This window comes from Brevibacterium ravenspurgense (genome assembly GCF_001584615.1).
Taxonomy (GTDB): Bacteria; Actinomycetota; Actinomycetes; order Actinomycetales; family Brevibacteriaceae; genus Brevibacterium; species Brevibacterium ravenspurgense.
Genome location: NZ_LQQC01000007.1, coordinates 43,404 through 55,480, shown reverse-complemented (window position 1 = coordinate 55,480; position 12,077 = coordinate 43,404). Strand labels below are relative to the sequence as shown.

12 protein-coding genes are annotated in these 12,077 nt (G+C 63.3%); 3 read left to right on the top strand and 9 right to left on the bottom strand.

The window, feature by feature from the left end; translation table 11 throughout:
• Position 1 precedes the first annotated feature (1 nt).
• Positions 2-217, bottom strand: a complete 216-nt coding sequence (locus Bravens_RS02990) for a DUF4244 domain-containing protein (RefSeq protein ID WP_019174483.1) — start codon at positions 215-217, stop codon at positions 2-4.
• Between the two features lie 830 nt (positions 218-1,047).
• Between Bravens_RS02990 and Bravens_RS02985 the strand changes: the two genes are divergently transcribed.
• From Bravens_RS02985 to Bravens_RS10895, 3 genes are all read left to right on the top strand, one after another.
• Positions 1,048-1,596 (top strand): RNA polymerase sigma factor, encoded by a 549-nt coding sequence (locus Bravens_RS02985; RefSeq protein ID WP_019174482.1) that lies wholly within the window; start codon positions 1,048-1,050, stop codon positions 1,594-1,596.
• 169 nt (positions 1,597-1,765) lie between these two features.
• Positions 1,766-2,575 carry a hypothetical protein gene (locus Bravens_RS02980; RefSeq protein ID WP_019174481.1) on the top strand — a complete coding sequence of 270 codons (810 nt, stop codon included), beginning with the start codon at positions 1,766-1,768 and terminating at the stop codon, positions 2,573-2,575.
• 36 nt (positions 2,576-2,611) lie between these two features.
• A complete protein-coding gene (locus Bravens_RS10895) occupies positions 2,612-3,118 on the top strand; it encodes a peptidase inhibitor family I36 protein (protein WP_070428361.1) in 507 nt (168 codons plus the stop codon).
• An 87-nt stretch (positions 3,119-3,205) separates the two neighbouring features.
• On the opposite strand, the gene Bravens_RS02975 is transcribed toward Bravens_RS10895, so the two are convergent.
• The 8 genes from Bravens_RS02975 to Bravens_RS02940 all read right to left on the bottom strand — a co-directional run bounded on the left by Bravens_RS02975 (position 3,206) and on the right by Bravens_RS02940 (position 11,863).
• The gene (locus Bravens_RS02975; RefSeq protein WP_231863257.1) at positions 3,206-3,649 is read right to left on the bottom strand and encodes a hypothetical protein; all 444 of its coding nucleotides are present in this window, start codon (positions 3,647-3,649) and stop codon (positions 3,206-3,208) included.
• Positions 3,636-4,733, bottom strand: a complete 1,098-nt coding sequence (locus Bravens_RS02970; protein ID WP_231863256.1) for a DUF3238 domain-containing protein — start codon at positions 4,731-4,733, stop codon at positions 3,636-3,638. The genes Bravens_RS02975 and Bravens_RS02970 overlap by 14 nt, the downstream gene beginning before the upstream one ends.
• A gap of 648 nt (positions 4,734-5,381) precedes the next feature.
• On the bottom strand, positions 5,382-6,056 hold the full coding sequence (locus Bravens_RS02965) for a type II secretion system F family protein (RefSeq protein WP_141737954.1): 675 nt from the start codon (positions 6,054-6,056) through the stop codon (positions 5,382-5,384).
• Positions 6,023-6,745: a type II secretion system F family protein gene (locus Bravens_RS02960; protein WP_062020155.1), complete on the bottom strand. Its 723-nt coding sequence runs from the start codon at positions 6,743-6,745 to the stop codon at positions 6,023-6,025. Before Bravens_RS02960 ends, Bravens_RS02965 begins: the two co-directional genes overlap by 34 nt.
• Entirely contained in the window at positions 6,742-7,968 is a 1,227-nt protein-coding gene (locus Bravens_RS02955) for a TadA family conjugal transfer-associated ATPase (protein ID WP_062020153.1), read from the bottom strand. Before Bravens_RS02955 ends, Bravens_RS02960 begins: the two co-directional genes overlap by 4 nt.
• Positions 7,965-8,981 carry a septum site-determining protein Ssd gene (ssd, locus tag Bravens_RS02950; protein ID WP_062020151.1) on the bottom strand — a complete coding sequence of 339 codons (1,017 nt, stop codon included), beginning with the start codon at positions 8,979-8,981 and terminating at the stop codon, positions 7,965-7,967. The genes Bravens_RS02955 and ssd overlap by 4 nt, the downstream gene beginning before the upstream one ends.
• A gap of 180 nt (positions 8,982-9,161) precedes the next feature.
• On the bottom strand, positions 9,162-9,971 hold the full coding sequence (locus Bravens_RS02945) for a Fic family protein (RefSeq protein WP_062020149.1): 810 nt from the start codon (positions 9,969-9,971) through the stop codon (positions 9,162-9,164).
• Positions 9,972-10,000: 29 nt separating this feature from the next.
• Complete coding sequence (locus Bravens_RS02940; RefSeq protein WP_062020147.1) at positions 10,001-11,863, bottom strand: DMT family transporter; 1,863 nt, start codon at positions 11,861-11,863, stop codon at positions 10,001-10,003.
• Between the last annotated feature and the right edge of the window lie 214 nt (positions 11,864-12,077).

The window sequence follows — 12,077 nt, the reverse complement described above, 5'->3', positions numbered from 1 at the left end:
ATCACCCGCCCATGTTGAGCGCTTTGGAGATGACACCTGTGATGAGAGTTTGGATGCCCTCGGATTTCAGCACCACAACGAGCAGTGCGGCAAAACCACACGCGGCGAGTGTTGTGATCGCATACTCTGCCGTTGTCGCTCCCCTGTCTGGTTTGCGCAGGCGCACGGGTTTCTTTTCTTCTTCCATCGGAACGAGTTCCTGAACTTCGTTGTCCATCTTTTCCCTTCCTTTCTTCAGATGGCGCTTCCAGCGTGCAGGTGCGGAGCACCCGAAAGAAGAGAGAAGAAAAGCCTGGGGACAACCGCGAAGTTATCCCCAGGCTTCAGAACTGCAGTCCAGTTTCAGCCGCGTCGATCAGCAGGAGCCCTTCACCCAAACAGCACCGACATATTCGTCTGTCTGGAGTCAACCGTGGGGATCAACCCTCCGAGTTCGAATGACCCTCATTCCCTGAGCTTCAGCGCGGCAGGCACCCGCTCGCGATTCGTGAAATCTGTGATCAAGTCATGACTTGACTGCCTTCAAGGGTCGGTTCACTGCGATGTCGATGAATGCTGACGGACCGTCATTGAGCTGGTGTCTCGTTGCGAGGACTACACACGTCAGAGGAAAGGCAGCTGGAGGTGACGACAATCCCGACTCCTGCCGCACCCCCGTTCACCCGACTCCCCTCTGCCGCTGTCCCCGCCCCGCGAGGACGCTACTCCAACTGTGAGCTATAGCGGCTTCCTCTACCTTCGCTATTTTCTGAGCACAAACCCGCACTACATCGTGTTATACAGATCACATTTATGGTGGTGGCGGGCTCCTTGACTCTGTGTGGTGCACGCCTGGCCGTGGAGGACAGGTGGCACGGCTCGCTTGGGATGTAACGCGGGGACGCTGTCAGCAAATAGAAAACTGTGAGAGGTGCGATTGGGACGAGCCAGATGGGGCGGGCATGATAGCGATCAGGGCGGTCGTATCTGAAGCTGTTCTGAAGTCTCTCATCGTGCCGAGGAGTGATGTTCGGAGGGCATCGATCCGATCGATCGGAAGGAGACGAGGTGAGGCAGGAAGCCGACGGCGACAGCGTGGCGCACGCCGAGGTGTTCGCGCACTTCTATGCTCGACACTATCGCCTCGTCCTCACGGTTGCCCAGCAACGTCTATCGGGAGTCGCCGATGCCGAGGATGTGGCAGCGGAGACCTTCCGGATCACGTGGGCTCACCATCAGTCCGGAGGTGATCTCTCTCTGCCCTGGGTGTACAAAGTGTTGCGCAATATCATTGGCAACGAGTACCAGCGCGTGGCTCGTTCGACGGAGCTGTTTAGCCGGATCGGTGGGCTCAGCGGCGATAGCTCCTACAGGATGGAGACCGCAGATGCACTGGATGTTCGCCGGGCTCTGGCAGGACTGAGAGAAACCGACCGCGAGATTCTCTACATGGCCTATTGGGAAGACCTCACTCGTGCGGAGATTGCGTCGATCCTTGGGATATCGACGGTGACCGTGCGGGTACGGCTGTTACGTGCCCGACAGACGCTCAAAGCGTTGCTGTACAACGCCGTCGAGGACGCTCACAGTGAGGAGGTCAAGGATGGACGAGTTTGAACGACGCATCCGCGATGCGCGACCACTGAGTGGGCACCGACACCTCCCGTTGACGGGGCGCGCGAAACAAGAACTCGCTGACTTGGTTCTCTCCTCCCCAAATGTCCCACCAGCGAGTCGACGACTCGGGCCCAGCCCGGGTCACCCTCGACGATTCAGCCGGCGGCTGATGCTCATCGCATCCTCCCTTGCAGCGTTCGCCATAGCCGGGGGCGTCACACTCAACATTCTCCCCGACACACCGGCATCAGCGGCGACCCCACCACTGCTCGTCACCGATCACATAGATGCTTCCGCGGAAGAAATTCTCGACGAGTCAGCAAAGTTGATGTTGCAGCGCGACCCGCCGCCGAACAGGATCCGGATGGAAACCTGGGTGCTGAACACCGAAATCGACGCCAACGGCACTATTATCTCCTCGTCCGTCGAACCGCGGCACGAAGAGATCACGTTCGTCGGCGACGGGAACGTACACGTCGTAGTTACCGTTGCGCCCCCATTCCCTGGACAAAAGACCGAGCATCTGGCCACGCCGGGGACGGTGCTGTCAGACGAGACGTTCGCACCTGGCGAATTTGACACTCCTTACCCCGAAGCAGTGCCGACTGAACCGACAGAGATCGCTGACTACCTCGCCACAGTGGCAGGAAGCGAACAGCCGCTAGGAGCTGGAGAGACGATCCAGGAGGTCTCCAGCATTCTCTCCAGCAACGTCCTCTCTCGAGACCAGGAGAGCGCGCTTCTCTCCTACGTCAGCGGTCTGCCTAATCTGGAGGTCGCGGGCCGCGTCACCGACCGCCTCGGACGTGACGGCATCGCCATCCGCGCCACAGACCGCGACCCCGGACACGTCGAAGACCTACTCATCATCTCGCCCCGCGCGGGCTCGATCACCGCAGCTGAGACCATCTACATCGGCAACGACCGTACGGACATTGCGTCACCATCTGTCATCCATTACGTAGCCTGGGACCGCTGACCGGTCTCGTCTTTCTCACAAGAAAGTGACCACGACATGCGAAGAGCATCTCGCCTTACCGCCACGCTCACCTTGACCTTGATCTTGCTTCTTGCCCCGCAGAGCTCCTGGGCAGCAGGTCCGACAGACACATCGATGCAAGAACGCGTCGATGACGTAATCGAGGACTTCGGAGGCTCCCAAACCGGTTGGAACGAGGTTACCTGGGGCGAAGGCGCGATCGTGCTCACTCTCGATCCCACCGACACTGCGCCGGGCTCCACTCCCAGAGCAGCGACTGCGCGAGAGGTCTCCGCCAAATGCGCATCGGGACGCTACTGCGTCTACTCCGCAGCAGGGTTCCGGGGCAACAAACTCAGTTACGCGACCTGCCCTGCAACATATACCTCGTTCGCTGCGCTCCATGGGAAGGTGCGTTCCGTAAAGAACTCCCGCAGTTCCGGCACAGTGCTTGCCTACGCTGGTTCCCAGGTGAAGGCAACAGTCAAAGCAGGCAGAGGTGCCAGCAGCGTTTCCCGCATCACCAAGATCAGATGCTCCTGACAGCACATCGATTCCATGTGGCATCGACTGGGGAAAGTAAGTGCCCGCCGCACGAAGAAAGAGATCTTTGCGCGGCGGGCACTGTCGTCAGGCACGGCGTGGAGCCGTGACGAGGGCGGCTACAACCATCGAGATGATGAAAGATGTCCACGCCTCGCCCGTGAGGCCGAAGAAGTAGTGAATTCTCTCCAGCGCTCCGCTCACACGCATGGGCACCTGCTCGGCCACAGCATCACCGATCTCCCCGAGTAGAGCGTACGAGAGGATGAACACAACGGCCGCGAGGACCGCAGACCAGGCGACGCGACGAATCCGTCTCTCCCGTCCCCAGGTCGCGACCGCGACAACCACGACCATGACACCGGCAGCAACGACAGGCGGCCACCGGCTATCCGCCGGGACTTCCAGAAGCGCGGCGAACGCAAGGCTGTAAAGCGCCTGCGCGGCGAACCCGCCCACGAGCGCACCTCCCATGATTGCGCGACGCCGCAACATGACCTTAGATCCGTGCAGCCGATCAGTACTTTCCATAACCCACCATCTGCGCCTCGGGGCACAACCAACTCACCAGGCACGCGGCACTTGCGTACTTCCGCTGGTAGACAGTCTTCCACTTTCCACTGATCGAAGAAACGTACACCTCGTGATTCGGCATTTGACGATGACTGCCGGAAATGATGCTGTACGACCCGTTTTTGGTGATCGTGATCGTAAAAGCACCCTGAATCGAGTTGTACTTACAGAACGGGTTTCCCGCTTTTAGCCGGAAGCGAAGATCGACATCGGTCTTCGTTTTTCCGAGCTGCTTGATAGACATATCCTTTGTAGAAGCTGTCTTCGTAGCCACAAGCTTTCCCTTGGAGTTGTAAACCTTCGTTGCGCCGACGTTCTTGGAACTCCCGATGAGTCCCCGGCCGTCCCATCGAACGTTCGCGTTCATACTCGTGCGAGACGTGCCTGAACTGGCACCGAAGCCGCGGTTGTCCCCACCGAACTTGTAGCTGCTCCTATAGCTGCCGCAACCTGCCCGCGGTGCACTGAGCTTTGCTTGCGGAATGAACGTCCTGTATCTCACCGTCGATCCCGTATAAGCGGCCATTGCTTCAATCTGGGTGTTATGTTCCGCAGCCTCTGCTGCCAGGTCCGTCGAGTCAGGTACCACGACGTCGAACCCCTGGATCGTCACCTCGTCGTCGTGAAGAGGGGCTGCCCCTTCAGGAAGGATGGTCTCCACCCGATAATGATGGATTACGCCCGGGACCGCGTCCGAGTCGCGGAACGACCGCTCAGACGTTTCTGCGAGGAGTTCATCGTCGCGAAACACTGCATAGCTGCGTGACGCGTCGACACCCTCCCAGGAAAGATCAACGTGCTCCGTGTCCACCGCCGCGAGCGCTCCATGATCGGCGAGAGAAGCATCAACGATCACTGTCTCATCGCCCTTGAACGTGCCGAGCTGCACCCCATCGGTGATGTCAGCGTTCGGTGCCGCTCGACGCCCCAAATTCCCATCGGGTTCGGCACCATCGATGACAAGGTCACCGCTGGACAGCGCGTCGAGCGTGTACTCAGCGTCTTGACCGTTCGGACCTTCTGCATGCGCTGGCGCGACCATGCCCGCTACGAACACCCCCGCTGCGATCGCAGACGCACACGTCCACACAACTCGTCTTCGTGGTCTCATGGCTGTTCCACCTCCGGAGTCTCCTGGCGCGCGGGACTGTCCCACGCGCCCTCACTGGTCTTATTTGCCGACCTGCGCTCCGCGTTACACCCCGCCACGTCGACCACCACATCCCTGTCACGGCCACCCCTGCGACCTCCCAACCGCGGGCTGTGGCGTAGACACGACAGCCAGCCTCCTGCCGTTCCACTCCACGCTCGGTGCCCTCAGGGTCGTCACTGATCCTGACGTACACCACCGCCTGCAACGACGATGCTGATCCCGCAGCCTGTTCCTGCTCTTCGTGGCCCATGTCCTGGCTCCACCTTCCTACTCGTGTGAAAGGTAGGCGCGTTTACAGAACCTCGGCTAGCTCAGCGCTGCTCACGGCGCTTCCAATCAATCTCGACGACATCGGAGGCAGACTCAAGGGTGGTGCCTCGCCTGACGTATCCAACAGGGTGAATGATGACCGTCATGAGCGCCTCCACCACTGAACGCCGACGCGAGAGCGTTCACTCCTCATCGTTCCACCACGCACGGGCGTCCACGACTCCGACGAGTTCGGCGAGCGGATCGATGTCGACCAGCAGGAGCCCTTCACCCGAACAGCACCGACATGTCGTCGATGAGGGTGAGCACCACGGGAACAACGCCCAGCAGAATGAACGCCGGCAGAATGCACGCCCCCAGCGGAATCACCAGCTGCACTCCAAGTTTCGCCGCCGCCAGCCTCCGGCGCTGATGTTCAGCCCGGCGTAGGTCGTAGGCCATAGCGGACAGCAGGCCGGCAAGTGCCGCTCCGGTCTGTGCTGAGAAGCGGATGAGCACAATGACTTCGCTCAGATGCTGATCCTCAAAATCCGTCTGTCCCAGCTCAAGGGCTCGGCTCAGCGCACCCAGATTCGACCGGTCACCGCCGGCTGCGGCGGCAAGGGCCAACGCCCGACCAATCGGCAAACCCGCGCGAAGGCAAATAGCTGTGAGCTCAAGGTCGAAGGCGAGCGCCTCAACATCAGATTCGCCGGGGTCGCTCTTCTGCTCACGACTGAGCCCCAGCAGACCCTCCAACAAACCTGAGGACCTCTTTTCTTCGCCCGAGCCCGCGTTCTGCGTATCAGCGCCGGCTCGATCACCAAGGCCGACTCCGCCATCAAGCACCCGCTTGAGCCGCGCATCCGCATCCCCGATCCACAGCCACACGGCAGCAGCAATGAGAACCGCGGCGACCACCCCGGCCATCACAGTGCCCTCTTCAACATCCGGCGCATCCACAGTCGACCGACCACCAAAAGAACCGCCCCGCTGACGCACGACACGGCACCGGGAACGGAAGTCAGGAGTTCCGCGGGATCAGCGCCGATGAGCACCGCCAGACCGAGTGACAGAAGCGGCAGCGCGGTGAGCACCTTCACGGTCGACTGGGGTCCGGCCAGCGCAATGGCCCGCTCGCGGGCTGAATCCGTCTGCATCCGCGCGGTCTTTGCAAACCGCTCCAGAAGATTCGCCGCAGGGGCACCCGCAGATTCGGCGACGAACCACACCGACGCCATGTGAAGCAGAATGTCTTTCGACTGCGCGGGAAGACCTTCGGCCTGCGCGGAGATCGCCTGATGCGGAGCAGACCCAAGCTCAGCAGAACGCGCCGCCGTAGCCAAAGCTGCCTGCAGGTCCTCTGGCCCGGGCAGCTTCGACAGGTGTTCCAACACCGCCGCCGGTGCCGCACCCACACGCAGCAGTTCCGCAGCCCGGTCAATGACGGCGATAGCGGCCGCCACATGTTCGTCATCAGCTGCGTCCGACTTGCGAAACCGCCGCACCAGCCCCTGCAGACCATCACCCGCACGCGTCCGAGGCCCATCCGAATCATCGCGCGGCAGCAGCTTATTCAGCCGCCTTTCGGCGGGGTCCCACACCCACAGCCCGGCCGCCGCGGCGGCCAGCAGCGCAGCGAGCACGATCATGACCGCTCCCCCTGCTTCCGCCTCAACCAGTCCACGAAACCATCCCAACCGGCACCAGCCCCGTGTTCAACGCTCCACACTGTTGCCAAGTCCGCCGAGGTGCCGCCGGCTTCCGCCGCCACCTCACCAGAAGTCTGGGGTTCGGTAGGGGCAGTGTGCTCGGCGCTTGTGCGCGCGGCGATTTCGGCGAGCCTCCTGTGCCCGTCACGTCTGCGGGTGATGTGCAGGATGACATCAATTGCCGTCATCGACTGGGAGCGCACAGCCTCCGGACTCATACCCGCAAGCGCCCCCAGTGCTTCAAGACGGGCAGGGACCGCCGACGCGGTATTCGCGTGAATAGTGGCACACCCGCCTTCGTGACCGGTGTTGAGCGCGGTGAGCATGTCGCGGACCTCAGCCCCTCGACACTCCCCGATGATCAGCCGGTCCGGCCGCATGCGCAGGGCATTGCGCACGAGGTCAGCCATTGACACTTCGCCCATGCCCTCGACGTTTGCCTGTCGGGCTGCCAGCTGAACCACGTGATCGTGGCGCACATTGAGTTCACGTGAGTCCTCAACGATGACAATGCGCTGGTCAGCCGGTATTTCGGCTAAAAGCGCGCCCAGCAGAACGGTTTTCCCCGACCCGGTTCCGCCCGATATGAGGATGTTGGCCCGCACTTCCAGCAGCTCCAGAAGAACCTCGGCGATCTCAGCGGTAAGAAAAGACCGCTCAATGAGCTCTGACAGTCGAAAGCCTTTGCTGCGGGGTACGCGAAACGACATCACGGTGTGCTCCCCTGCAAGCGGCGGGATGAGTGCGTTGAGCCGCACTCCGTCGGGCAGGCGCACGTCGACCAGGGGCTGGGAGTCGTCCAGGCGCCTCCCGCCGAGTGCTGCTAAGCGCACAGCGAGAGCCCGCACATCATCTTCGGTTCCCAAGGACAGCGGTACGGGCACCAGCCCGCTTCCCCTGTCCACCCACACGTCCTGCGGGCTGTTGACGAAGACGTCCGTCGTTTCGGGCTCATCGAGCAGTGACTGCAGCGGACCGGCCCCGCCCAGCTGAGCCGAGATCCGGCTGACCAGCTCCAGGAGCTCAGCCGATCCGACCACCCGGCCGCTGCGGGCGAGCGCGGTTGCAACAGATCCCGCTGTCACCGGCCCGGGGTTTTCCAGCAGGTGGGTTCTGACATCGCGGATGAGCTCTGCATCGAGCCATTGACCGTCAAGAGTCACAGCGAACCGCCTTCCACGATCTTTTCGGCCACACGCCCCACGTGGGTGCGTGCAATCGGCAGGCCTTCGCCGCGGTCAACGGCGGCCGCTGCCTGTGGGTCGTCCTTGATGACGCCCACTAGCGGCAGTCCGATGGTGTCGGCGACGAGTTCGGGCCGAACACCGCCCCTGCCTGCGTCGCGCACAGCGATGCGCACGGCCGAATTGACCGCTTCCAGACGCCTGGCGACCCGTGATGCCGCAACCGCGGCGCGCACCCTGCCGGGCACCACCACGGTGAGTTCGCTGCACATGCGCGCCCACTGCACGGGCGCATGCCGCGGTAAATCGACGACCACCAGCTCAAAGGCCTGCTGCGCGGCAGTCATAACGGCTTCGAACACCTCCGGGGTGAGCTCTTCCGTTCCCGTCCGATCCCACGACAGCACCGCCAGTCCCTCTGTGCGCGGCAGTGAATCCCGCAGAGTCGACGGCCGCAGTCTGCCGCGGGAAGCCGCCAGGCTGGGCCAGCGCAGACCGTCTTTGCCCTCTGCACCCAGAACGAGGTCGAGCCCGCCTCCCAGCGGATCGGCATCAAGCAGCACCGTGTCGATGTCCTGCGCGGCGGCACTGCGAGCGACCGCGCAGGCGAGCACCGAGGTGCCCGCTCCCCCAACTCCGCCGACGAAACCCCACGTCTGCGCGGGCTCTGCCGGGGGTTCCACGGCGTTGATCATGCGGATAGTCAGCCATTCCGCACCGGCGGGCAGTACAGCCACGGTGTCAGCCCCCAGCCGCGCCGCGGTCGCCCACACCGCGTTGGACTGCGTCAGCGTCACCAGGACGGTGGGCACATTGCCGACGTCCGGGGCTTCTGTGATGTCATCGCCGATCAGAACGAGTGCGGCATCCTGCCATCCGCCGTTTTCCGGCAGACGAATGTCGAGGCCCAGGCCGATGCCGTCTGCCAACGCGGCACAGTGATCAATGAGGCTGGGCACTCGGGTGAAGAGCACTACGCGAGGTCGATTCATGCCTCCACGATTGCCCGCTCACGCAGTCGCGAACACCCGCAAAAACCCGCTGTGGACAAACGCTCCCCTATCCACAGCCGGCAGCACACCAGTAACAGAAAAGGCCGAGGTGGAACTCCCCAGGAGTTCCACCTCGGCCTTTGTCGTGGAGCGGCACGGCCGCCGACGCCTGCCGAGAACTCAGGTGCGCGGAATGCGTCCGGCCTGCACGCTCTGGCAGATCTGCACACCTTCGCCTACGCCCTTTTCCACAGCCTCTGCGTTCATAGTGATCCAGCCGATCACGTCCCGACCGCTTGTGTAGGCGGCACCGGCTTCGCCGTAGCCTGCAGCATCGGACAGCAGCGCCGCTTCCGGCACTGCAACACCCGTCACATCAACGCCTGAGGACACCATGTGGATGCGGAACAGGGCGCGGGCAATGAGTCCGTTGCCGATCACAAACGGGCGCATCGCGAGGATCTCTCCGTGCAGAATGCACGCAACCACGAAGCCGGGCAGGCTTTCGTCCTGCAGCAGCGCTTCGAGGTCGGCCAGGCGCTGCTGGACTTCGTCTGGGCTCGGGGCTGCGGGCAGTCCGCCCATGTCACCGGGCTCTTCGCCGGCTCGGCGCGGTCTGCCGAGCTGATCGTCGTCAGCCAGGCCCGCCCCGGCCGCCAGGCTCAGCCTGGCCAGATGCCCCATAAAACCGGAGCGCAGAGCGTCCGGGGTCTGTGACAGTTCGTCGGCGACGGCAGCCACCCGCACCGCGGCGGTCAGCTGCACACCCGACATGTCGTCGGTGACTTCACGCCCAGCGCCGATGACCTCGCGCACATAGTTCAGCGGGTAGCGAGCACCCTCCAACGCGGCCGAGGTGCGCGCAGCCCGCACTGTCGCTTCGGCGCGGCATTCCGCCATCCGCTTGCGCAGCGCGTTGTGCCAGCGCAGCTGCGTGCAGGCGGTGCGGACCCGCTCGACGGCTCCTGCGACCGCCGGGACCTGCGCCAAGGCGCGCAGGGCCTGTGAAAGATCCGTAATCAGCCGCGCTCAACTCCATGGACGTTGCGCAGTTCGCCGATCCGACCGTCTTCGCTCTGCACCGTGAACGAATCGCCGTTGTCCGCCATCGCCAGAATCCACTTTCCGGGCTCCAGCTGGAACGCCGGGTTGCCGGCTGGGTCAACGGCCACGCGCGGTTCCGGAACCGCAAACCAGAACGGGGTCTGCTGCGGCTGGGGGCGCTGGGACTGCTCGAGCAGCTGAGTCTCTTCCTGCACCGGCTCCTGCTGAGCCGGTTCTTCCTGTTCCGGCTGGGCATTCTCGGTCTGAGACGTGGGGAACGCCTGGAACAGCTGAGTCTCTTCCTGAACGGGCTCTTCCCGTTCTGGCTGGGGCTGTTCCTGCTTGCCCTCGTCTGCCGAGGTGCCGCTGAGCTCGGTCGTGTCCTGCCGGCGAGCGCCGTCATCCGAAGCGGTCAGATCGGATTCGCGGCCATAGTGCTTCTCCGCGTCGCTTCCCTTGGAGTCGGCGGTAGTGGAAAGACCCGCAGCCTCCGAGGGGGAAGTTTCCTCAGCAGAAGGCGCGACCGGGTCTTCGGGAACGGGCGTGAAGTCTGCCGGAGCGGCCGACGCTGCGGCGACATCGGCAGCCGGTGCAGCAGGCTCTGCTGTTTCCGATGCAGCGGGCGCAACGGGATCTGCTGTCTCCGATGCCGCAGCAGCCGCGGGCTTCGCGGTTTCTGCCTGCAAGTTTTCGCCCGTGGGGACCGGCGCTTGTGCAGCGTCTGCCGACTGCTCACTGCTGGCTGACGGCTGCGAATACGCCCCGATGTGTCCTGTACCGGCGTGCGAGCCACGCGCGGCGTCACTCTGGTTCGGCTCCTGCTGAGCGGGCGCAGATTCAGCGGGTGCGGGCTGAGCGAAACCAGGGTGTGCCGGTCCGCTCTGTGCCTGCACGTGCTGGCCGGAGCCGGGCCACTCTTGGCTCTGCTGGGCAAAACCGGGCTGTGCCGGTCCGCCCTGAACCTGACCGTTCTGAGCAGGGGCACCCGGTACAGGTCCGGGCTGACCGAAACCTGGCTGCACAGCGGGAGCCTGCGCCGGGGCGCGACGCACGGGGCGGGCCTTGGGGTGCGCGGGAACGGATTCGCGGGCGTCGAATTCAGAAGCTCCGAGTGCCGGAATCATGGTGAATGCGGTGACGAACGCCGCCAGTCCGGCGCCAAGCAGACCAATGAACGCACCCCACGACGGAGTGGAAAAGGCAAACAGGTGGATGAACCGCACAAACTGCACTGCCGCACCGAACACAGCCAGGGCCGTGACGAACTGATCCGGGCTGAATGATCCGATGTGCTGCGGGAACGAACGGACAGTCTTGTTGAGAACGCCGATGAGACCGGCAGCGAGGACCGGCAGAACCCCGAGCATCAGAACACCCGAGCCGTTCAGGCTGAACGACCAGAGCCATTCATAGCCGTCCGAGTAGAACGAGTCCGTCCCCCACTTGTACTGAGGCAGGAACATGGAGACGAAAACCAGAAATGCGCCGACGGCCAGCAGGATTTCGCGAAGCCCAAACGCGGACGGCTGCTTGGGTGCTTGAGGCTGTCCGAACCCTCCGACGCCACCGGCGGCAGGACCGCTGACTGCCCCGGGGGCGGATGCGTTCGCTGCTCCGGGCGCTGCACCGGCGGGCGGGTTCTGGCTGAACGCCGGCTGGCTCGCGGCGTATGGCTGTCCCTGGCTGAAGGCCTGCTGGCTTGCAGCCGGGCTCGCCCCGTACGGCTGTCCCTGGCTGAAAGCCTGCTGCGCGGCCTGAGGATCCTGCGGGCTGTTGTAGGGGCCGGGCTGCGAATCACCGCCGGAATAGTGCGGCTGATTGCCGTATGGACTGCTCATGCTCAATGACTCCTTAGTTCGCGGTTGGAGGGCGAGCCTGCAAACCGGGCGGGCCCCGTCAGTGCACAACGGCTATGTTTTCACACGGCGGCATGAACGTGAACTGAACAAGACACAATCTGCCTCTGCAGATCGCGCCGCGAATACATTCACCCCTTTTGCACCGAGTGCTGCCGGCGTTAGTGTGAAGATCACAGCCGCCGCGTGCGCAAAG